Consider the following 21,987-nt stretch of genomic DNA (forward strand, 5'->3'; position numbering starts at 1 on the left):
ACATCGCGCGGACGAGACCAGGATCGACGCACGGACGGTCGTCTGAGTGCACGCAATTCTCCATGATGCGTGCGCCGATGACAGTCTCGTCCGGTGCGATATCCATTAGCTCCCTGAACCGCTCGTTGGTAGTCAAGTGGTCGCTGACCAAGTCCCACTCGTATACCACCAGTCCCGTCGCTTCGAGCGCCAGTTGCAGTCGTCCCTCGCTTTGGCGCAACGCCTCCTCAGCTTGCTTACGCTCGCCAATGTCGATGTTCATCCCGACCCACTTTTCGATGCTCCCTCTTTGATCGAGCACGGGAGCCGCGCGGACGTTGGTCATGCGCCATCCGCCATCGGGGGCACGGAGGCGGAACTCGGCGTTGACGAGCCCGTGAACCGCGACGGCCTCTCGCCATTGCCGCTCGGCATTGGCGCGGTCATCGGGATGAATTGCGTTCAGCCAGCCGTAGCCGAGCCACTGCTCCCGGTTCTGCCCGGTGTAGGCACGCCAACTCGGGCTGTCGGTCACGACAAAGCCCGCAGCGGCGGTCTCCCATGTCGCCTGCGCCCAACTATCGATCAATAAGCGGTGCCGCGCATCGCTCGCGCGCAAGGCAGCCTCTACACGCGAGCGTACGCCGATCTCGAAGCCCGTCATGTGGACGAAAGCGACTTGCTCGTCCGCCTCGCACACGGGTGTCAGCACCGCGTCGAAAACATCAGCCGCCTCGCCCTCGCCGCGCGTGTCGAGCGGCTGCCCTGCCACTTGAACGGCCTCGCCCGCGAAGGCGCGCTCGTAGAACGGCGCCACCGTTGCCCAGCCGTCCGGGAAGGTCTCGGGAAGCGGGCGACCGAGAGCAGTCGGGTGTCGCGCGCCGAAGAGCTTGGCGGCGGCGGCGTTGTAGATCAGGACGCGCTCAGGTCCGCACACGAGGCTCGACACAAGCGGGCTGGCGAGTACCTGCTCGACCATGACCCTGAGGCGCTCCGACCACGCGGCGCTCGGCCCGAGCGGCGTCGCAGCCCAGTCGAATGCGCGAATGTGCGCGGCCATCTCTTCGTCACCGCGGGGCCATCCCGGATGGGTCTGCGTCATGCCCATCCAAGAGGCGGGCGCAGCCGATCCGGTCAACTGATCCAGATTAGGTCCGGCGGCCCTGACCGATAAAGGGCGCTTGGTCCGCTTGCCGCCGCAACATGAACAGCCGCTCCCTCCTCCGAGGTGAAGTTGCCGAACGACTGACGAACGGCCGCTTCGGGAGAACGCCGACTGCGCTCTCGGCGGCTGAGTTGGGTCGATAGGAGGCTGTCCGCTTTTCCGGTAGCCGGCCTCCGAAGCAGACCGGCGGCTTTCGGCTAGTTCCGGTCGCTTTGGTGATCGCTGGTGAACGGCTGGGTTGGGTGGTTTCCTGCCTGTCCGCTTCCGCTTAAACATGGCGCGGAAGCGGACGTTCGAGCGTTCGTCTCAGGCCGCGCGAACGGTGGCGAGGAAGCGCCCGACCTCGGCCGTAAGGTGCTCTGATTGACGCGAGAGTTCCGACGCCGCTCCGAGCACTTGGCTCGCTGCGGCGCCGGTGTCCTCGGCCGCGCTCGCGACGCCGGCGATGTTGCTTGTCACCTCACCAGTCCCCTGCGCTGCCTGAGAGACGTTCCTGACAATCTCCTGAGTGGCCGCGCCCTGTTCCTCGACCGCCGCTGCAATCGACGTCGCAACGCCGCTGATTTCGCGGATCCGCCCCGTGATCCCGGCAATCGAGGTGACCGCTTGACCGGTCGAGGCCTGGATCTGGGTGATCTGCCCCGAGATCTCGCCCGTCGCCTTGGCAGTCTGCTCAGCGAGCGCCTTCACTTCAGAGGCCACCACGGCAAAGCCGCGCCCGGCTGCGCCAGCGCGCGCCGCTTCGATCGTCGCGTTCAGAGCCAGCAGGTTCGTCTGCCCAGCGATCGAAGAGATCATCGTGACAACGTCTCCGATGCGCGAGACCGCGGCGCTCAGCTCCTGAACGAGGGCGGCGGTCTGGCCGGCTTCGGTCACAGCAGTCCGGGCGAGATCCGCCGAGCCGGCCACTTGCCGACCGATCTCCTGAACGGAGGACCCGAGCTCCTCAGCGGCCGCGGCGACGGTGTTGACGTTCGAGGCGGCCTCCTCGGCGGCCGCGGCCACCGTGGTCGACTGGCTGGCCGTTTCCGTCGCCGTGGCGGTCATGGTCTGCGCGGTGGCCTGTAGCTCCGTCGCGGAGGACGACACCATGCCGATGACGCCACCGACGGCGGCCTCGAAGTCGTCGGCCATCTGCCGCATGCCAGCCTTGCGCTGTTCCTCGGCGGCCAAACGCGCCTGGGCGGTCTCCGCTTCGAGCTGGCGGGTGCGGATCAGGTTGTCCTTAAACACCTGGACGGCAGTCGCCATCGCGCCGATCTCGTCCCGACGCTGGCGGTAGGGAACGTCGATAGCAGCGTCGCCCTCCGCGAGATGGGCCATGGTCCCAGTCATGGTCTCGATCGGGCGGGAGATCCGCAGAAATCCGAATGCTGCGGCGCTCGCGGCAGCGATGATCGCCAGTACGAGGGCGACGTATGCAGCAAGTGTGGCGGCATCGGCCCCTGACAATGCCCTTTCGGCATCGTTTCGAGCGCCACCTTGATTGAGGGTGGTATCACGGCCCAGTATGTCGCGAATCTCATTGAAGATCTGGACGGTCTCAGGCTTGCTGATCACGGCCAGTGCTTCGTTCGGCCGATGACCGTCAATCAGATGGAGTGCCTCAGCCTCCAACGCCTGATAGCGGACCCAGTTCGCCATGAAAGCTTCGTAGAGACTGCGCTCTTCCGTTGACGAGATCATAGGCTCGTAGATCGCCCTCAATTTCGTGAGCTTCTCGTCAGCCAATTCGAGCTGTTTCCTGATTTCGCTCGGCTCCGTCCCAGCTGCCTGTGCAAACAGGCGCAATTGCCTGATCCTGAAATCAGCGGCGGCGTCTCTGACGCTACTGATCGCGACGACGGATGGCAGCCAATTTGTTGCGACTTCATTCACCGAATGACGCACGGTCGAGAGCTGGATGATAGCGAGGATGCCTTGACTGACCGTGATCAGGGCCAAAAAGGCGAAGGCTGAGGCGAGGGACGCCTTGAGGGATAGATGGAAGCGCATCGATTATTTCATCGCGGGAGAGACCAAGCGATGCGCCGCGCGTGCAATCGCCAGTATTCAGAGCTTTCGACACTGGCAGCAACAGGTTAATCGGCTGATTGGTTTTTATCGTGTCGAGATCACGTTTTCGTGATATATAATGTGCATTTTTTGAGCAAATCTAGTATCAAAAATCGTTTATCTACTATTTTACTTGAAAGATTTTAGACATACGAGCAAAGCGCTTCGTCGAGCCGACCAGGCTGATTTGGGGATTTGTCAAAAGACGTATGGGCCGACCGGATCGAGTCGGATGCCGAATGGCTGCTTGGGGTGGTTTTCTGCCTGCCCGTTCCCAGACAGCGGATGCATCGAAGCGGACATCGCCGCTGGTACCGATCACGACCCTTTCGGGCCTTGAGCCCGGACTTTTTGAAGCCCCGCTCTGGAACAGAGGCGGACGCCGTTCAGGCGGCCATCACGCCAGCTCGTCGGGACCCTTTAAGCGCGCCTCGCGCCCGTCGAGCCGGCATCCTGCTTGTCTCCGACACCTGCGGATAACAGCCTGTCCCAGGGCGCCGGGGACGGAAACACCTCCCCGAGGAAAGCCAGGAAGGCTTTTACGTTCGGGTTGCTGCGACGGCTTTCCGGCCATAGCGCCGTGATGACGGAACGCTCGACGGCGAATTCCTGCAGAACCGGCACCAGCAAGCCCCGCTCGACGTACGGGGCCGCGATGTAGGTGGGTGAGATGCCGATGCCGCCGCCGGCCACCAGGACGGCCGCCACGGCGTCGCTGAAGTCCGTGACGATGCCGGCGTTCGGCGTGATCTCGACCGCACGGCCGCCGACCCGGAACGGCCAGCGCAGAGCCTGGCCCGTGTTCTGGAAGCGAAAGTTTACGCAGTCGTGGCGAACCAGATCGTCCGGATGCCCCGGGGTGCCGCGCCGCTGCAGGTAGCCCGGCGAGGCGAAGGCGCAGAGCCAGTGCGGCGCAAGACGCCGGGAGATCAGGCGCGTGTCTGCTAGCTCGCCCACCCGGATCGCGACATCGATGCCTTCCTCGATCAGGTCCACGAAGCGGTCGCCCAAGCGAAGGTCGATGGACAGCTTCGGGTGACGCTCGCGGAAGCGCGGCAGCGCCGGGGCCAGCAGATGCACCCCAACGGGGAACGGCGCCGTCACCTTCAAGGTGCCGGCAGGCTCGGAGCGCGCTGCCACGGCGGCCTGCTCGATCTCCTCGGCCTCGCGCAGTAGACGGAGCGCCCGCTCGTGCAGGTCGCGGCCCTCGGGCGTCAGGGTCAGCGAGCGCGTTGTGCGGGTGAACAGACTCAAGCCCAGCCGCTCCTCCAGCCGCTGCACGCTCTTGCTCACCGCCGAGGGCGAGATGCCTAGGGAGCGTGCGGCGGCGGTGTAGCTGCCGAGCGAAGCCGAGCGCGCGAAGGCGATGATGCCAGTGAGACGGTCGAGGCCGATCTGTTCCATGACGGCAAGATTGAAGCGAAGACGAGCCTGATTATCAAGCTCGAAGCGATGATCCATTCTTCTTCCCACAGGCGCCGTAGCGGCACCGTCGAGAAGGATCATCGTCATGAGCAGCACTCTCAAGGATCGCACCGTCGTTATCTTCGGGGGCACCTTCGGCATCGGCCTGGCGGCCGCTCAGCAGGCTAAGGCCGCGGGTGCCAAGGTCATCGTGGTCGGCTTCAATGCCGAGGGCGCCGAGCGCGTGGCGGCCGAGGGCGGCTTCGCCGGCTGGCGCGCGGCGGACGTGACCCGGCCCGAGACCATCGCTGCAGCGCTCGCCGACATCCCGCAGGTGGATCACCTCGTACTGCTGGCCGGCACGTTCGTGGCCGGAAAGGTTCTCGAGGCCGAGGTCGACTACCTGAAGCAAGCCTTCGATGAGCGGATCTGGGCAGCGGTCCACACGCTGCGCGCCCTCGGCGGCCGACTTGCGCAGGACGGCTCCGTGACCTTCATCTCCGGCGCCCTGGCAGACCGCCCCAGCGCCCAGGGCACCGCCGTGTTGGCGGCTGCTTCTGCCGCCATGGAGGCGTTCGCGCGCGGCCTCGCGCTCGAACTGGCACCGATACGGGTGAATACCTTATCACCGGGCACCACCGACACTCCGCTCCTGGCCCGCACGCTCGGCGCCCACCGCGACGCCTACGTGGCCGCGTTGACCGAGACGCTGCCGCAGCGCCGCCTGGGCACGGCCGAGGAGGCAGGCGCGGCGGTCGTCTTTCTGATGAGCAACGGCTTCATGAACGGCGAGACCCTGCACATCGATGGGGGCGCCCGCCTAGTGTGACATCACCTCCCAGAGGAAAAGTTCGATCCCGACGGCTCCGTACCGTCGGCAGCAGTCGTGGACGAACGGTCATTCCGGCGGTTTGGCTGAAGGCCTGGAACGCACCTCGAGCCGAAATGGCCGGATAGCTGACGAACGACCACTTATGGGAAGCGCCCACAGCGCTTCACGCGGCTGAATTGGGTCGCCAGCGGAACGTCTGCATATGCCTTCAGTCTCCAGAGCCTTGGTCCGGGTGTCTCCTCGCCTTGTCGGCACGAGCCGGCGAGGAGACAAACGATGGGACACTCAGCACACGATCCCGCCACGAAAGGAGGGCCGGCCTGGAACGCCGGCCGCAAGCTCGGCGCCAAGCGCGCCCTCAAACCTCAGCAGGTCTGGGCCATCCGGTTCTGGCTCGACCGCGAACGGCGCACGCGCGACCGGGCGATGTTCGACCTCGCCATCGACAGCAAGCTGCGCGGCTGCGACATCGTCAAGCTCAGGATTGGCGACCTCGTCAGCGGTAGTCGCGTTCGTAGCCGCGCCATCGTCATCCAGGGCAAGACCGGCCGACCAGTGCAGTTCGAATTGCTTGAACCCGCACGAACCAGCATCCTGGCATGGCTGGAGGCCAGGGGCGGAACGCTCGACGACTATGCCTTCCCGAGCAGGCTCGACGGCGTCACGCACATCAGCACCCGGCAGTATGCGCGTTTGATCGACGAGTGGGTCACAGGCATCGGGCTGCGAAGCGAGGATTACGGGACCCACTCGCTACGTCGCACAAAGGCGTCGTTGATCTACAAACGGACTGGCAACCTGCGTGCCGTTCAGATCCTGCTCGGCCATACCAAGATCGAGAGCACGGTCAGGTACCTCGGTGTCGACGTCGAGGATGCACTGACCCTGGCCGAAGGGACTGAGTTTTAGGCGTCTGGCCCCTCGGCTTCTGCGTCGAGGGGCTTCGAGACTGGTCCGGCAGCAATGCGCCCACAGCCGACATGCAATGCCCCTTGCGGAAATCACGGAAGCGGTCACTGGCGACTGAACATATGTTCGACGGGGACGAGGCGCACGCAATCTTGCGACGGGTTGCAGCCGTGGCCCAATCGCAATCACGTCGGGCGCGTCACTCAGAGGCGAGAGACAATTCGATGAAGCGCTTCGCGCTCCCTGGCCGGGGTGAAGAGCGTTGCTCGCTCCGCACCGAACGCATGCAGGTGTTCCAGAAAACGAGGCTCTTCTTCAGCCCGGAGGAGCAGCGTGGCCAAGGCCGCATCGTCCCCGACCGGAAAATAACCGGGATGCTCCGGGCCCAGGAGGCCTCGGGTCCCAGGGATGTCGGTGGCGAGGATCGGCAAGCCGGCGACAACCGCTTCCGACACCACGTTCGCGCCACCCTCCTGCTGTGAACTGAGGACCATGACCCGCGCCCGCGTCAGCCAGCGCCGGACCAGAGAGCCGGCCTGGTCCCCGAGCCACTGGTAGCGCGGGTTGTGCGCCATCTCTTCCCGGGCCCGATCGGCCCAGATCTGATCCCGCGCACCGCCGAGATGCACGATCCGGATCCGGGATCTGTCCGGCAGGCGCCGGGCCGCACGGGCCGCGCAGAGCGGGTCCTTGACGGAACGCAGATGCGCGACGACGAGAATCTCGAACACATCGTCGGAGACCGGCCAGCGATGCGCCCGCGCCGTCGCAGACTGGTAGACCACCGCGACCTTGCTGCGGTGGCGCGCCGGGAGGGCGGTGGGCACGCCATCGTGCAGGCCGATCAAGCAGTCCGCCAGATCGAGCGAGCGCAGGGTCGGCTCCGGGTCGGCCGCCAGATAGTGATAGAGATCCGTACCGGTCAGGGCGACGATGAGCGGTCTATCCGGATACCGCGCCTTGAAGCGCGCAATCGACGGCGCGCTGCGCCACCCGTGAAGCGCCAGCATCATGTCGACGTCGGCGTCGTCCAGGTAGGTTGTTGACACGTCGACTTGGTGACCGAGTTCACCCAGGATGCGCGCCCAGCGCATCGCCGTGGTTCGATTGCCGGCACGAGACGTTCTCGCCGCCGGTGTGATCAGGCTGATTCTCATGGTTGCAACAGGATTCCGGGACGTTTGATGAGCGCACAGGCCTCGACTGCCGAGCTCGTGGCGATGCTTAAGGATGCCAGAGCGCGGACGCTCGAACTGGTATCAGGCCTCGATCAGGACCGCCTGATGGGCCCGCAGAGCGCGATCGTGAACCCCCTCTTGTGGGAAATCGGTCATCTCGCCTGGTTTCACGAACATTTCATCCTGCGCGGCCTCGACAGGGCGCCGCCCCGGCTGGCGACAGCCGATGGACTCTACGATTCCGCGCGGGTGCCCCACGCGACGCGTTGGTCGATCTCATTGCCGGAGCTGCCCGACACCCTCTCCTACATGGCCCGCGTGCAGGAGGCGCTCGTCCGCCGGCTCGACGGACGCGAGCCGACGGCGCAGGAAGCCGAGCTCTACCAGCTCGTCACCTTCCACGAGGACATGCACGACGAGGCCTTCACCTACACGCGTCAGACCCTGGGCTACCCGCGGCCGTCCTTCGCCACCTCGGCCTCGGCGCAGAATACGGGGACAGGTCCCTGGCCCGGCGACGTCGCGGTCGGCGGGGGAACCTGGCAACTCGGCGCCGAACCCGGCGGCGGCTTCGTCTTCGACAACGAGAAATGGGCGCATCCCGTGGCCGTCGCGGCGTTCCGCATCGCCCGCGCGCCGGTGACGAACAGGGAGTTCGCCGCCTTCGTGGCGGATGGCGGTTATCGGAATCCCGATTGCTGGGATGACGAGGGCGCACGGTGGCGCGACGGGTGCGGTGCCGAGCACCCGGTCTACTGGACGCGGCATGGGCGAGACGACTGGACCTGCCGCAGGTTCGACCGGGACGAGCCGTTTGCTCCAGATCAGCCGGTCGTCCATGTCAGCTGGTACGAGGCCAACGCATATTGCCGCTGGGCGGGCCGACGCCTGCCCACCGAGGCCGAATGGGAGGCCGCCGCGGCCGGCACGCCGGCATCCGACGGCACGTTGAGCGGCACCAAGCATATCTATCCCTGGGGGGATGGGGCGCCGACTCCTCAGCACGCCAACCTCGATGGAGGACATCTCGGCTGTGTCGACGTCGCGGCCTTCCCCCAGGGCGACAGTGCCTGGGGCTGCCGGCAGATGCTCGGCAACGTCTGGGAATGGACGGCGAGCCCGTTCCTCCCGTTTCCCGGCTTCGCGCCGGACGCCTACAAGGAATATTCGGAGCCCGCCTTCGGGACGCGCAAGGTCCTGCGGGGCGGCGCTTGGGCGACTCGCGCGCGGATGATCGATACCGCCTACCGCAACTTCTTCGGTCCGGAGCGCCGCGACGTTTTCGCCGGCTTCCGGACCGTGGCTCTCTAGATCGGGCCCCGAGCAGCCGCGACGGCGGCGATGAGGCGGAGCGCCATCGTCGCACCGTTGGCCTCGCCCTTCTCGAAATCGCCGGCCTGGCCCATCTGGTTGGTCACGTGTGCGAAGCACAGGACGGCCTTGCCGCGCGCCTGCGCGAACGCGTAGAGGGCCGCCGCCTCCATCTCGACTGCGAGGATGCCCCGCGCCCGGGCCGCCGCGATCGCCCGTTCGGTTTCCCGGTAGGGGGCGTCGGTCGTCCAAGTGGCGCCCCGTTCGACGGGCTCGCCGATCCCCGTCAGCCCGGGCGCCACGGCCGCCACCAAGGCCCGGGGCGCGTCAACGAACTCGCCCGGCGGCAGGTAATGGTAGCTCGTGCCCTCGTCGCGAAGGGCCGCCTCGATGAGGATGAAATAGGGCGGCGCCCGCAGGGCCGTAATCTGACCGGACGAGGTGATGCTGATCAGGAGTTCGCAGCCGGAGGCGAACATCTGCTCGGCCACCAGCACGGCGAAGGGCGCGCCGACCGCGCAGCCGACGATGCCGATCGCGCGCCCGGATTCCTCGAACCGGTGCAGGGTGCTGTGGTAGCAGGCCCAGTCGGGATCGGGCCGGGCCCGCCCGGTCGCGCAGAGGTGGCGGACGATGTCGCCGTCCGGGTCGAGGACGCACAGTGCCGGCACTCGGCCTGCGCCGAGACCGCGTTGCCGGCGCGCCTCGCGGAGGAGATTCTCGGGCGTGAACGTCGAGGCCTCTCCGTGTGCCTTGTCATGCAGGATCGGGGCAATCGCGCGCTCGTGCGGCGGCATGGGCGGTGTCAGGCCTCGACGCGGATCGCGGCAGGGCCGTCCTCGAACCGCCCGACCACGGCCGCCTGCGCGAAGCCCGCGGCGCGGCATTGGGCCAGGATCGCTTCCGCCCGCGGGGGGGGGCAGGTCACGAGCAGGCCCCCGGAGGTCTGGGGATCGGTGAGGATGTGCCGGCGCCAGTCCGGCAGGCCCTCGGGGAGCGCAACCTGCCCCCCGAAGCTCGCCCAGTTCCGGTGCGAGGCTCCGGTGACGAAGCCCTCCCGCGCCAGGGCCTCGGCCCGGGGCAGGAGCGGGATGCCGCCCCCGGCGATCACGAAGGTCAGGCCGGCGCCGCGTGCGAGTTCCAGGCCGTGGCCCAGGAGGCCGAAGCCGGTGATGTCGGTGATGGCGTGGACCTCCGGATCGCGTGCCAGATCCGCTCCGACCTTGTTGAGGCGCGTCGTGGTGGCGACGAAATCCGTGTAGCCGGAGGCATCTAGGGCCTCCCGCTTGATCGCCGCCGAGTAGATCCCGACGCCGAGGGGCTTGGTCAGGATGGCGACGTCGCCGGTGCGGGCATCGGCGTTGCGCCGCAGATGCGCACGGTCGCACGAGCCGATCACCGCCAGGCCGTAGATCGGCTCGGGCGTGTCGATCGAGTGGCCGCCCGCGATCGGAATGCCCGCCTCGGCGCAGGTGGCCGCGCCGCCCTTCAGGATCTCGGCGACGGTCTCGGGGGCGATCTTACCGACCGGCATGCCCAGGATGGCCAGCGCCAGCATCGGCTTGCCGCCCATCGCGTAGACGTCGGAGATGGCGTTGGCGGCGGCGATCCGGCCGAAATCGTGCGGGTCGTCCACCATCGGCGTGAAGAAGTCCGTGGTGGCGATCAGGCAAGTACCGTCGTCCAGGGCCCAGACTGCCGCATCGTCGGCGGTCTCGTTGCCGACCAGCAGGCGTTCGAAGGGACCGGCGACCGGCTGGTCGGCCAGGAGCGTGCGCAGCACTGCGGGATCGAGCTTGCAGCCGCACCCGCCCCCATGGGCGAGGCTGGTGAGACGAACCGGGGGCATATCCATCGATCAATCCTCTCGTGTCGTGATCCGGGACGGAACGTGTCGGGCACGCGGTCACCAGACAAGCGCAGGCATCCGGTATAGCCGGTCGGACGCGTTTATCGGCGGGGGCTGCGCGGCTCCGATCTGGAGCGCTGCGAAGCCGTTTCCCAGTGCACCCGCCACGTCGAGAGCGACGGTGTCACCGATCCCCAGGACGTGCGCGGGGGCGACAGGTTGTCCGCGGACGCTCGCAGCCTTGTCCAGGGCGCGGCGATAGATCAGGGCACCGGGCTTCCCGGTCTCCACGACGTGGCCCCCGAGAGCGCGGTAGCGCTCGGCGACGAGACCGGCGAAGCGCAGGCGCGTCGCGCCCACCGTCAGGCTCGTGTCGGGGTTGGTACAGAGCAGGGGCTGGCCGCGCCGGAGCGCGGCTTCAAGGGTCGCGTCGAGGTTGTCGTCGCACTCCGGATAGCCCGTGCAAACGATCTGCTCGGCCGCGTCCACCGGGACCGGTGTGACCGGCAGCCCCTCGAACAGGACCCGGTCGCGCGCCGGCCCGATGTGATGAACGCGCCGGACAGCCGCCGCGTCGAGGAGGCTTCGGGCGACATCGGCTCCGGTCACGAGGTCGTCGTAGACGTCCGGGATCCCGCGGGTCCGGAGGGATTCCGCCAGACGCATCCCGGGCTCGGCCGCGTTCGAGACCAGGATCACCGTGCCCCCGCCGGCCCGGAAGGCGGTCAGCGCGTCGGCGGCGGCGGGAAAGACCCGCGCCGCGTCGTGGAGCACGCCGAAGACGTCGCACAGGATGACTTCATAGGCCGTCGCGAGCCAGCTCAGACCGGCGAGCGCCGCGGGCGCCTCAGCCACGGGCTGGCCGCGCCTGGACGATCGTCGTGCAGGCGCTCTCGAGTTTCGGCAGGTCGCGGGCCGGGGCCATGACGACCGACAGGGGCCGGACCTCGCCACGAACGATCGGGCAGTACGGGTCGACCTGATCGAGCCGCTCCATCAGCCGCCGCCGCCCTGCGCAGCCTCCGTGGCAGGAATCCTCGTAGGCGCAGCCCCGGCAGGGTTCTGGCAGGGCCCGAACCGCCGCGAAGGGGTCCGTGGCGACGATCGCGCTGCCGGCCTGACGTAGGGTTTCGAGGCTTTGGCCGGCGCCACCCCAGTATACGCAGGGTTGCACCGTCGCACGGGGCGTGACGCGCACCGTGCCGACCCCGCATCCGCCCCGGCGCGCCGGGAGGCCCGCCATGGCCCGGACGAGCGGCTCGCCGATGGCGATCACGTCGGTCTCGGCGAAGAGGCGCACGAACCCGTCCCAGTATTCAGCGTAGGTGAGCGCGAAGGCGTCCGTACGCACCGCCTGATAGACGTTGATGCGCAGCGGCGCATCGAAGCCGCGAGCCAGGGCGGCGATCTCGTGCAGCCGGTCGAAATTGGTCCGCATCATCACGGCGATGAAGGTGACGCCGACGCCCAGCGCCCGGCAACGGGCGGCCTGCGCCATCACGAGGTCCCAGTTGCCGACCCCGCGCTGCGCGTCCTGCTCCTCCCGGGTGGGATAGTCGATCGAGAATTCCACGTCGGCGAAGGCCTGCACCGCCGCGTCGTCCATCACGGCGATCGAGTGCCCGTTCGACGTGATCGTGAGCTTGATCGGCTCGGCCCGGAGCAGATCGAGTAGCCGCGGGAACTGGGGGTGCATCCCGTTCTCGCCCGTCCCCAGATTGACCGAGCGCACCGGCAGGCTGTCGAGCACCATCCGAAGCTGTTCCGGTCCGAGCCGGTCCAGGCGATCGGGATCGCGGTAGCAGAAGGAACAGGCGAGATTGCACTCGTTGGTGAGCCCGACCCCCAAGGCGAATGACGGTGTCGGGGCGACGGTGTCCGGCTCCGGAGGCTGCGGCGTCCCGGCGTCCATGGCCATGAATCCTCTCGCCTGATCTGGACAGGCACCATCGGGCGATCGGCGCCTAATTTCGGGCGTCATGGCGTCCTTCGCACGGCCAGCCGCATTGGTAACATCACATCTTCAGCAAGATTGATCACCGCGGCTGGACTTCACTCTCTACACCGGGACAGCCGCCAGGGCCGAAGTCGAACAGGCCGAAGTCGTGACAGCGCCCGCCGGGCCGATTGCCGCAGCGACGCGACTTCGCGATGGGTAACCGCACGGTGCGGTGAGACGAACGACAGCCATCAGCAGGCTTCGCTGAGTGCTTCGCTAGACATGGGCTAGCTGTCAGTTGATTGGACATTGATGCCGGCATGGCGTCGTTCGCAGTCGGAATTCGAACGGGAGCTCTCGATGCGGAGACGGACATTGGGCCGGGCGTTGCTGGGCGCGTTGGCTTGCCTCGCGCTGCCCCAGGCCGCCGACGCTCAGGGTGACAAGCCGACCTTCGTGTTCACGGGCATCCCCGACCAGGACGAGAGCCGTCTCGTCGAGCGCTTCGGCAAGGTCGCCGCCTACCTCGAGGGCAAGCTCGGCGTGCCGGTGAAGTACCTCCCGGTGAAGAACTACCCGGCGGCGGTCACGGCCTTCACGAACGGGCAGGTCCAACTCGCGTGGTTCGGCGGCTTCACCGGGGTGCAGGCGCGCAAGGCCGCGCCCGGGGCGCAGGCGATCGCGCAGGGCGCCGAGGACGCGGCGTTCAAGACCTACCTCATCGCCAACACCAAGACCGGCCTGACGCGCACGGCCGATTTTCCCAAAGCGATCGCCGGCAAGACCTTAACGTTCGGCTCCCGGGCTTCGACCTCGGGCCGGCTGATGCCGGAATACTTCATCCGCGAGGCGTTCCCGGGCAAGACGCCCGAGGAGGTGTTTTCCCGGGTCGGTTTCTCCGGCGATCACAGCCGCACGATCCAGCTCGTCCAGTCCGGGGCCTTCGAGGTCGGGGCGGTGGACTATTCGGTCTGGGATCTCGACAACAAGGCCGGCAAGGTCGACCCGAAGGAGGTCGGCATCATCTGGGAGAGCCCGCCTTTCCCGGATTATCAGTGGACCGTGCGCGGCGATGTCGACGCGATCTACGGGGCCGGGTTCACGGAGCGGCTCAAGGCAGCGCTGGTCGGCATCACCGACCCGGCGATCCTGGCGCCCTTCGCGCGCTCGAAGTTCATTCCGGTGACCAACGCCGCCTACGAGCCGGTGGAGCGCGTTGCGAAATCCACGGGCCTGTTGGATTGAGCCGCGCGCTATCGTGAGCCCGCCCCGAACCGAAGCCGAAGCCGAAATCGTTCTGTCGAGCGCAACGGCGGCCTATGACGGCAAGCCCGTCCTGTTCGGCGTGGACCTCACCGTCCGGGCGGGCGAGCGCATCGCGCTGATGGGTCGATCCGGCGCGGGGAAGTCCACCCTGCTCGGGCTGATCCACGCCCAGGTCCAGCCGCGGGTGGCCCTGATCCCGCAGGCAGCGGCCCTGGTGCGGACGCTCTCGGTGTTCCACAACGTCTACATGGGCCGTCTCGACCGGCGCTCGACCCTGCACAACCTGCGAACCCTGGCGTTCCCGGCCCGCGCCGATCTCGCGGAGGTAAGTGGGATCCTCGGGGAGGTCGGACTCGCTGACGCGGTCCGAGCCAAGGCCGGGGCGCTGTCGGGCGGCCAGCAGCAGCGCGTCTCGGTCGCGCGGGCGCTCTACAACGGGCGCCCGATCCTGATCGGCGACGAGCCGGTCTCGGCCCTGGACCGCAGGCAGGGTGGCGTGATCCTGGAGCGGATGGCCGCCCGCCACCAGACCCTCGTTCTGGCGCTTCACGACATCGCCCTGGCGCTGGCGCACACGGACCGGATCATCGTGCTCGATGCGGGCCGGATCGTTCTCGACGCGCCCGCCCGCGACCTGGACGAGGCGGCCCTCGTCCCGTTCTATGGGCAGGCCGCATGAACGTCCTGCGCGTGACGGCCGGCCGGGGCTACGCCGCGGCGACCCGCTGGTTCGTCGGCGGCGCGGCGGCGGCGCTTCTGCTGGCCGACCTCGCCGTCACCAGCCTTCACCCCTGGGCCGACCTGCGGCGCCTGCTCGCCGGCCTGATCCACCCGGATTTCCCGTCGGTGGAGATCTGGTGCGTCGTCTACACCGTCGCCTTCGCGATGCTCGGGGTGACGATCGGGGCCGGCGCCGGCTTCATGCTCGCCATACCGTTCGCTAGGTCCCGGAGCGTGCGGCTCGTCTGCGCCGGCCTGCGCTCGGTCCACGAACTGTTCTGGGCGCTGCTGCTGACGCAGGTATTCGGCCTGTCGGCGACCACCGGCATCCTGGCCATCGCGCTGCCCTATGCGGGCATCTGCGCCAAGGTTTATTCGGAGATCATCGAGGAGGCGGATCTCTCCGCCCTGCGCGTCCTGCCGGCGGGGACCGGCGCCCTCTCGGCGTTCGCCTACGCCCGCCTGCCGGAGGTCGCCGCGGCGTTCCGGCACTACACGCTCTACCGGTTCGAATGCGCGATGCGCTCGACCCTGGTGCTCGGCTTCATCGGCCTGCCCACAATGGGCTTCTATCTCGAATCCGCCTTCCGGCAGGGCCGCTACGCCGAGGCGGGCGCCCTGCTGCTGATCTTCTACGTCCTGATCGGCTCCCGCCGCCTCTGGATGCGCCTCTCGACCCTGCCGGTCCTGCTCGTGGGCAGCGTCCTCGCCCTGCCCAAGACCATCGGGACGACCGACTGGCTGACGAGCCTCGGCCGCTTCCTCGGCCACGACATCGTGCCGAGCCCGCTCCGGTCCGGCGCCGTCCTCGACCCGGCGACCTGGGGCCGGTTCGGGCTCTGGCTTCGGCCGATCGTCACGGAGCAGATCCTGCCCGGCGCCCTCCAGACCCTGGTGCTCGCCCAGATCGCGCTGGTCGCGACCGGCCTCGGCGCGCTCATCCTGTTCCCCCTTGCCTCCCGTCGCTTCGCCGGGCCGGTCGGGCAGCCGTTCGGGCGGGTCCTGCTGGTGATCGTACGCTCGACGCCGGAATACATGCTGGCCTACGTGCTGCTGCAGCTGCTCGGCCCGTCGATGCTGCCGGCGATCCTGGCGCTGACGATCCACAATGCCGGCATCGTCGGCTACCTCATGGGCCGCCACGCCGACGACCTCGCCTACCGCCCCGACGCCCCGTCCGGCCTGAATCTGTACAGCTACGAGACGCTGCCCCGGCTCTACGGTCAGTTCCTGGCCTACCTGCTGTATCGCTGGGAGCTGATCCTGCGCGAGAGCGCGATCTTCGGCATCCTCGGGGTCGCGACGCTCGGCTTCTACGTCGATGCCGCGATCTCCGAGATGCGCCTGGACGTCGCCGTGGTGCTGATTGTTGCCACGGCGCTCCTGACCGCGCTGGTCGATGCCCTGTCCCGGGCCCTGCGCCGCTCGCTGCGCCTCACCGACCTGCCGACACGGCTCTCCAAACCCCTGCACGGGTCCGCGGCTGACCCGCCGTTGCGGGCGGCCTGTACCTGACGGCGCGCAGCCCTTGAGACGCAGCCCTTGAGAGGATCGATGCGATGCGGACGGACCCCTTCACCGACACGTGGCTGTTCTTGATCGGGCAGCAGAGCGACGAGATCGCCCTCGGTTGGGGGCGCTGGCTGGTCGCCGGCGGCTTCGCATTGCTGGTCCTGGCCAGCATCGTCATCGCGATCCGGGAATGGATCGAGGACCCGGCCCAGCGGACGGGCCGCGACGTCACCCTGTGGGCGCTGCGCGCCCTGATCGGCGGCATGTGGTTCCAGGGCATGCTCTGGAAGCTGCCGCTCTTCTCCACCGAGAACGGGCTGTACTACTGGACCGGCGAGGAGGTGACGAACGCCGCCTTCGCGATCCACCGGGAGTTCGTGCAGAGCGTGCTGCTGCCGACGCCGGCGTTCTACATTCTGGACGTGCTGGTGTTTGTCACGGAGCTGACCTTCGCGGTCTCGCTGCTGCTCGGGCTCGGCGTCCGGGTCATCGGGGCGATCGGCGTCGCGTTCGTGGCGCAGCTCTGGCTCGGCCTCTACCTGCACCCGCAGGAATGGCCGTGGACCTACGTCTTCCTCGGCGGCCTCATGGCCCTGTTCAGCGTCTTCGCGGCGGGCCGCAGTCTCGGCCTCGACGCCGCGCTGCGCCGCCGGTACCCGCCCGGCCTCACCTTCGGATGGGCCGCCAGCTTGGTCCGCGTCGCGACCTGAGGGGCGGCGCGTCAGCCGGACCGGCGCCCCTCGCGGGACAGGGCGCGGGCGAGGCGCAGGAAGGTCGTGCCGATGACCCAGGCGGCGCGCATCCCCACCCGCCAGTCCCCCGAGACCTTCGAGGCGCCGCCCTGCCGCGGGCGCTGCCCGACGTCGACCTCCGCGCAGCGTAGGCCCGCCGCGGCGGCGCGCATCAGCATCTCGAGGTTCCAGCCATAGGTCTCGTCCCGCATGCCGAGGCGCTCCAGCGCGTCGCGGCGGATCGCCCGGTAGGGCGACATGTCGGTGAAGCGGGCGCCGTAGGTGAGCCGCAGCAGCCAGCCCGCGAGGTGCCCGGCGACGATCTGCTGGGGGCTCATGGCGTCCGGCTCGCGGTCGCCGCGGATCCGGGAGCCCTGCACGAAGTCCGCCTGGCCCGCGCGGATCGGATCGAGGAGGGCCGGGACGCGATCGAGCCGGTCGCTGCCGTCGCCGTCGACGAACAGGACGATGGCGGTCTCCGGCGGCAGCGCGGCGATCCCGGTCTGGATCGCCCGTCCGTAGCCGCGGCGGCGCTCGAGGATCACGCGCCCGCCCGCAGCGGCGGCCCGCTCCCGAGTGGCGTCCCGCGAGCCGCCATCGACGACGAGGACCGCGTCGGCCCCGTTCGCCAGAAGCCCCGCGACGACGCCGCCGATCGCGGTCTCCTCGTCGAGGCAGGGCACGACGGCCGTGACGAAGGATGCTGCGGTCATAGGCTCCAGCGGAGCCCACAATTACCGCAGGCCTGCGGCGGCGTGTCTGAAAGAAGGGCGGCCCGGAAATCCGCGTAGGCCGGGCCGTTCCAGATCTCCCGCAGGGTCTCCTGCGTGGCATCGCCGAGGGTGTAGTTCTCGTAGCCGCGCTGCGAGAACGGCGCGATGCAGCATGGCAGCGCCCGGCCGTTGGCGGTGACGTACATCACGTTCCAGGGCCGGCGACAGAGCGACCAGGGCGAACCGTCCGCGTCGCGACGGAGGCTCATCCCCGGCTCGCTCGCCGCCCCCGAGGCCGAGAAGGTGAGCCCAAGCGCGCGCGCGACCGCCTCGGCCTCGGTAAGGTAATGGGCCTCGTCCGCCTCCATGCGCTCGTAGAGGGCCTGATCGGGCCGCGCCATGCCGAGGGCGTCGTCCGCGAAATAGACGAGCCGCTGGAGGTAGACCTCCTTCACGCCGGCCTCGGCCGCCACCCGCACGAAGGCGGGCAGCTCCGGCAGGGTCTCCTTGAGGCCGGTGAGCCAAGCTGAGACCCGCGGCTTCGCGTGGCCCTCGCGCTCCTGCAGCGCCCGGAAGGCCCGGACGTTCTTCAGGATCCGCTCGAAATAGTCCTTGCCGCGTACCGTGATGTAGGAGGCCCGCGTCGAGGCATCGAGCGAGACGCGCAGTTCATCCAGGCCGGCCTCGATCAGGGCCCGCCCGTTCTTCTCCGACAGCACCGTGCCGTTGGTGTTGAACAGGACGTAGGTTCCGCGATCCTTGAGGTAGCGGACCATGCGGGGCAGGTCCTTGACCAACATCGGCTCGCCGACCCCGTGGAGCACGGCGCGGCTGAGATCCGGCACCTGATCGACGATGGAGGTGAACAGCGCCCAGCTCATATCGGCCGGCGGTTCGAGCTCGACATAGGTGCGCGGACAGGTGGTGCAGAGCAGGTTGCAGCGGTTCGTCACCTCCAGATAGAGGCAGACCGGCATGCGCTCGACGACGGTCTCGACTGTCTGCGGCGCCGCCTCGTGGTAGCGGCGCGGGTCGAAGGCCGGGGCGGCTGGTTGCGTGGCGGTGGTCATCGGATGAGCCCGGAACGGCGGCAGATTCCAACCTGCACCAGCGCTGCGGCCGCCACCAAGGCGGCGAGGATCGCTGAGCGGGCGTCATAGGAGAGCTGCGGATCGCCAGGAACGACGTCGTAGAGCATGAAGCCTCCCACCGTGAGGACCCAACCCGGAAGCGTGGCAGCGACACTTAAAAATGGCACGGCCATAAGGAAGTACCATGGGAATTCGGGCGAGAGCAGGAAGAGTAACGTCACGATCGAGCAATTGATGTCGCGCAGGCTCCACTCCGGTGTCCGGACCCTCCGGAACCCGGTGCGCAGCGCCAGCGCCGCCAGGGTCATCAGGCACAGGATCAGGTAGATCTGGGTGTCGTGAGGCCACATGCCGGCCGACTGCCGCCAGATCCGCAGCAGCGTGAAGCCCGAGCCCGAGGACAGGCCCTGCTCGGCGGCGTAGCCCGTGGCGAGGAAGCCGAGCACGCCCCTCCCGACGGACAGGTAGGGCAGATAGGCGAGCGCGATCACGATCGGCACGAGGGCGACCATCCGCCAGTCCCAGGGTCGCCACAGGCCGGGCAGCGCGATTAGGGCGAACGGCTTGGCCAGCGCCGCCAGCACCACCGATGTCGCGCCCGCGTAACGGCGGCCGACGGCCAGCGCCAGCCACAGGCCGAGCATCATCAGCGCGATCATCAAGCCGTCGACATGGCCCTGGCCCGCGATCTCCCAGACCGGGAGCGGGTGCCAAGCGTAGGCTGCGACGCGGGCCTCCGATTTTCCCGTGAGGCGCAGCAGACCGATCAGGGCGACGATCGTCATGCCCTCGCACGCCACGAGGGCGACCTTGATCGCAAGCGGGCTCGCCGAGATGCGGGTGACGAGGAGGAAGAACGCCTGGGCCACCGGGGGGTAGATGGTCACCGCGTAGTCGGCGCGGTTAATGAACGGATAGACCTGCGCGTCGCGCAGGAATGTTAGCGCCGGGTCGGCCGGGACATAGCGGTAGGGGTTGATCCCGGCGCCCTGCACAAGCCCGTCCCAGACGTAGCGGAAGATGTCGGTCGACAGGATCGGCGGCGCGGACAGCGCGAGGAGCCGCATTGCGAGGCCGGCGCCGACAATGATGGCGAGCGCTCGGGGTCCCGTGAGGTCGTCCATGCGCGCGGCCAGTGCGGCGATCACGCCGCCGGCGCAGGCGAGCGCCAGTAACGCATCGTCGCCGAAGCCCCGAAGAAGCGGCATGCCGAGCCCGATCAGCACGGTTCCGGCGATGCCGAGGGCCGTCAGGCGACGGACAGGGCTCACGCGTCACGCCATTGGGTCAGCAGCGCGCGCGTCGCGGGCGCCTGACCCCCGACGAGGCCGTCCGCGGCGAAAGCCGGCGGGATTCCCGCGATCTCGTCCTGCAGGAGGTGGAATGTCCCCGCGTCGTCGATGTCGTACCAACGGGGGAGCACCTCGGCCTCCAAGCCGATGCCGGCAGCCTGCTCCAGCGTACGGGCCAGCACTGCGTCTGTGCTCCACGGGATGCCGGCGAAAAGTTCGGGATGATCGGCCTTCAGCCCGATATGCGTGTAGCCGCCGTCGATGGCGGGCCCCAGCACCACGCGGTCCCCGGACCGTCGCAGGGAGACGATCGTGTCCGAGAGCAGCGATGCGGGCAGGGTCGGCGAGTCGGCGTTGATTAGCACGACACAGTCGTGCGCCTGCTCAATCAGCAGACGACGCACGGCTGTTCCGAGGATGACCCCGAAATCGGATCCTTCCTGAAGCAGCAGGCGGAAGGCGGGCGGCAGGATGGCAGCGAGCTCAGCTTCCGATCCCGCGGGCGCATAGATGCCGTATCCCTGCCGTCCCAGGACCTCGGGGACCGCGAGCACGACACCGGCGACATCCGCCAGGAAACAGGCAGAGAGATGGGCTGCCTTCTCCGGACCGAGGCGTGCGGCAAGGCGCGTTTTGGTCAGACCGGGGCGCGGGGCCTTGCACATGATCCCGAGCGCTGCCGTCATGCATCCCCCATGTCGGCGCAGCGCCGCGCGCCCGAAGCTGTGATCGGACGATGCGTCCGCAGCAAAGGGAGAGCAAATTGTTGCTGGAAAGCCAAATCACAAAGTCCGATCGGGTGTGGCTCTCGCGGCTGTTGAGGGTCTGCGGGATGCCTGCACCGGGCCATTCGAAGCCCGCGCAGACCTGACGCTTAGTGGAGGGCAAGCCTCCGGGAGAAGGGCTCTCCGCTCTTGCCATGGCGGCACGCGGAAGCGGACCAGCCGCTTTCGGCCAACGCCGGTCGCGTCAGTTGTAACCGGTAAACGTCTAGGTTGGGTGGATTTCTGACCGTTTGCTTACGCGCAAATGAGGCATGAGAGCGGACTGCGAGATCCTGCATCATTTACTTGGTCACACTCCGCCGCACCCAGCACGCACCCGCAGCGGTTTGGCTCGGTCCACCACACAGAAACTGCCGCGGAGAACGCGTCATGCGCGCGTTCACCTGATCCGGCAGGTCGGCTTTGGACTTCGGGGGAGCCGGAGCGACTACTACGCGGCGTGAATGTTCGGCGGCCCGAGATGCTGGAGAAAATCCGGCTTGCCGAGGCTCACTCCAGCGCCGCGGAGGATCCCGTAGGCTGTGGTCACGTGGAAGAAGAAGTTCGGAAGCGCGAAGCCGGTGAGATAGGCCTGCCCGCTGAAGCGGTATCCCATGCCGTTCGGAAACTTCAGTTCGACTTCCCGCTCCGCGCCTGAAGCCAACGCCGCCGGATCAATGCCTTCAACGAAGGCAATCGTTCTGGCACAGCGCTCCTTGAGATCGGCGAAGGTCGCCTCGACGTCGGGCATCGAGGGCGCTTCGATCCCGGCGAGCCGCGCCACCGCGTTCTTCGCACTGTCGGACGCCATTTGGTACTGGGCAGGCAGTGGCCTCATGTCCGGAGCCAGCCGCCGGATGAGCAACTCGGCTTCCGGCTTTTCCGATGCCGCCTTGTCGAGCCACGTGCTCATATTGCGAAGCGCGTTAACGAAGACGGGGACGCTGACGTCGTGGATGCTGATGCTCATCCGAGCTGGCTAAAGCACCTGCTTTCAAAGACTCGGTGAGAAAGCGCACACCGCCTATGGCTGCGTCTAACGAAGTTGCCAAATCGCCGACGAACATCCGCTTTGGAGAAGCGACGGGAGCGGTTCGGGCGGCTGGGTTGGGTCGATAGGAGGCCGTCCGCTTTTGTGGCGAGCCTGCTCCGAAGCGGACTGGCTGCTTTCGGCCAGACTACGTCACGCTGGATCGCCATTGCGCGCAGAACCGGACGTTCGGCTTTGCGCCCATCCCGGCCATTAAACGGTTCTTTCCAGCGTCCCAAAAGCAGAC

The 21,987-nt window shown here is 67.9% G+C and carries 20 protein-coding genes; 7 read left to right on the forward strand and 13 right to left on the reverse strand.

All coding sequences use genetic code 11. From position 1 onward, the window contains the following. The 3 genes from OXS27_RS26870 to OXS27_RS26880 form a co-directional block, all read right to left on the reverse strand. Positions 1-1,081, reverse strand: a 1,081-nt coding sequence (locus OXS27_RS26870; RefSeq protein WP_267360219.1) for a PAS domain S-box protein, incomplete at its 3' end; no start/stop codon positions are given. Between the two features lie 369 nt (positions 1,082-1,450). Further along, positions 1,451-3,139, reverse strand: coding sequence for a methyl-accepting chemotaxis protein (locus tag OXS27_RS26875; RefSeq protein ID WP_267360221.1), 1,689 nt, complete (start codon positions 3,137-3,139; stop codon positions 1,451-1,453). A 480-nt stretch (positions 3,140-3,619) separates the two neighbouring features. Continuing rightward, a complete protein-coding gene (locus OXS27_RS26880) occupies positions 3,620-4,603 on the reverse strand; it encodes a LysR family transcriptional regulator (RefSeq protein WP_243920205.1) in 984 nt (327 codons plus the stop codon). 106 nt (positions 4,604-4,709) lie between these two features. Here OXS27_RS26880 and OXS27_RS26885 point away from each other — a divergent pair, with 106 nt between their 5' ends. Both OXS27_RS26885 and OXS27_RS26890 read left to right on the forward strand, forming a co-directional pair. After that, positions 4,710-5,432 carry an SDR family oxidoreductase gene (locus OXS27_RS26885; protein WP_267360223.1) on the forward strand — a complete coding sequence of 241 codons (723 nt, stop codon included), beginning with the start codon at positions 4,710-4,712 and terminating at the stop codon, positions 5,430-5,432. A gap of 279 nt (positions 5,433-5,711) precedes the next feature. Continuing rightward, complete coding sequence (locus OXS27_RS26890; RefSeq protein ID WP_267360225.1) at positions 5,712-6,344, forward strand: tyrosine-type recombinase/integrase; 633 nt, start codon at positions 5,712-5,714, stop codon at positions 6,342-6,344. 203 nt (positions 6,345-6,547) lie between these two features. Here OXS27_RS26890 and senB read toward each other — a convergent pair whose 3' ends face one another. Then, positions 6,548-7,501 (reverse strand): selenoneine biosynthesis selenosugar synthase SenB, encoded by a 954-nt coding sequence (gene senB / locus OXS27_RS26895; protein ID WP_267360227.1) that lies wholly within the window; start codon positions 7,499-7,501, stop codon positions 6,548-6,550. Positions 7,502-7,528: 27 nt separating this feature from the next. On the opposite strand from senB, the gene senA reads away from it, so the two are divergent. Then, entirely contained in the window at positions 7,529-8,833 is a 1,305-nt protein-coding gene (gene senA / locus OXS27_RS26900; RefSeq protein WP_267360229.1) for a selenoneine synthase SenA, read from the forward strand. Here the strand turns inward: senA and OXS27_RS26905 are convergent. Genes OXS27_RS26905 through OXS27_RS26920 form a run of 4 tightly spaced genes read right to left on the reverse strand, consistent with a single transcriptional unit; the run spans position 8,830 to position 12,600 of the window. After that, positions 8,830-9,630 carry a nucleoside phosphorylase gene (locus OXS27_RS26905; RefSeq protein WP_267360231.1) on the reverse strand — a complete coding sequence of 267 codons (801 nt, stop codon included), beginning with the start codon at positions 9,628-9,630 and terminating at the stop codon, positions 8,830-8,832. The two genes, senA and OXS27_RS26905, sit on opposite strands and share 4 nt — an antisense overlap. Before the next feature lie 8 nt (positions 9,631-9,638). Then, a complete protein-coding gene (gene selD / locus OXS27_RS26910) occupies positions 9,639-10,688 on the reverse strand; it encodes a selenide, water dikinase SelD (protein ID WP_267360233.1) in 1,050 nt (349 codons plus the stop codon). A gap of 51 nt (positions 10,689-10,739) precedes the next feature. Further along, the gene (locus OXS27_RS26915; protein ID WP_267360235.1) at positions 10,740-11,537 is read right to left on the reverse strand and encodes a TIGR01459 family HAD-type hydrolase; all 798 of its coding nucleotides are present in this window, start codon (positions 11,535-11,537) and stop codon (positions 10,740-10,742) included. Further along, a complete protein-coding gene (locus tag OXS27_RS26920) occupies positions 11,530-12,600 on the reverse strand; it encodes a radical SAM protein (RefSeq protein WP_267360237.1) in 1,071 nt (356 codons plus the stop codon). The genes OXS27_RS26915 and OXS27_RS26920 overlap by 8 nt, the downstream gene beginning before the upstream one ends. Before the next feature lie 381 nt (positions 12,601-12,981). On the opposite strand from OXS27_RS26920, the gene OXS27_RS26925 reads away from it, so the two are divergent. The 4 genes from OXS27_RS26925 to OXS27_RS26940 are packed head-to-tail and all read left to right on the forward strand — an operon-like array spanning position 12,982 to position 16,829. Beyond that, complete coding sequence (locus tag OXS27_RS26925; RefSeq protein ID WP_267360239.1) at positions 12,982-13,866, forward strand: putative selenate ABC transporter substrate-binding protein; 885 nt, start codon at positions 12,982-12,984, stop codon at positions 13,864-13,866. Positions 13,867-13,879: 13 nt separating this feature from the next. Then, complete coding sequence (locus tag OXS27_RS26930; RefSeq protein ID WP_243920189.1) at positions 13,880-14,566, forward strand: ATP-binding cassette domain-containing protein; 687 nt, start codon at positions 13,880-13,882, stop codon at positions 14,564-14,566. After that, positions 14,563-16,122, forward strand: coding sequence for an ABC transporter permease (locus OXS27_RS26935; RefSeq protein WP_267360243.1), 1,560 nt, complete (start codon positions 14,563-14,565; stop codon positions 16,120-16,122). Before OXS27_RS26930 ends, OXS27_RS26935 begins: the two co-directional genes overlap by 4 nt. A 44-nt stretch (positions 16,123-16,166) precedes the next feature. After that, positions 16,167-16,829, forward strand: a complete 663-nt coding sequence (locus OXS27_RS26940) for a DoxX family protein (RefSeq protein WP_243920192.1) — start codon at positions 16,167-16,169, stop codon at positions 16,827-16,829. Positions 16,830-16,840: 11 nt separating this feature from the next. On the opposite strand, the gene OXS27_RS26945 is transcribed toward OXS27_RS26940, so the two are convergent. From OXS27_RS26945 to OXS27_RS26965, 5 genes are all read right to left on the reverse strand, one after another. Beyond that, entirely contained in the window at positions 16,841-17,563 is a 723-nt protein-coding gene (locus OXS27_RS26945) for a glycosyltransferase family 2 protein (protein WP_267360246.1), read from the reverse strand. Further along, a complete protein-coding gene (locus OXS27_RS26950; protein ID WP_267360249.1) occupies positions 17,560-18,633 on the reverse strand; it encodes a radical SAM protein in 1,074 nt (357 codons plus the stop codon). The genes OXS27_RS26945 and OXS27_RS26950 overlap by 4 nt, the downstream gene beginning before the upstream one ends. Beyond that, positions 18,630-19,925, reverse strand: coding sequence for a hypothetical protein (locus OXS27_RS26955; RefSeq protein WP_267360251.1), 1,296 nt, complete (start codon positions 19,923-19,925; stop codon positions 18,630-18,632). Before OXS27_RS26955 ends, OXS27_RS26950 begins: the two co-directional genes overlap by 4 nt. Next, positions 19,922-20,632, reverse strand: a complete 711-nt coding sequence (locus OXS27_RS26960) for a TIGR04282 family arsenosugar biosynthesis glycosyltransferase (protein ID WP_243920199.1) — start codon at positions 20,630-20,632, stop codon at positions 19,922-19,924. The genes OXS27_RS26955 and OXS27_RS26960 overlap by 4 nt, the downstream gene beginning before the upstream one ends. A gap of 529 nt (positions 20,633-21,161) precedes the next feature. Continuing rightward, positions 21,162-21,680, reverse strand: coding sequence for a DUF1993 domain-containing protein (locus tag OXS27_RS26965; protein WP_267360253.1), 519 nt, complete (start codon positions 21,678-21,680; stop codon positions 21,162-21,164). Between the last annotated feature and the right edge of the window lie 307 nt (positions 21,681-21,987).

Origin of the sequence: Methylobacterium sp. GC_Met_3 (assembly GCF_026540775.1) — a bacterium.
GTDB lineage: Bacteria > Pseudomonadota > Alphaproteobacteria > Rhizobiales > Beijerinckiaceae > Methylobacterium.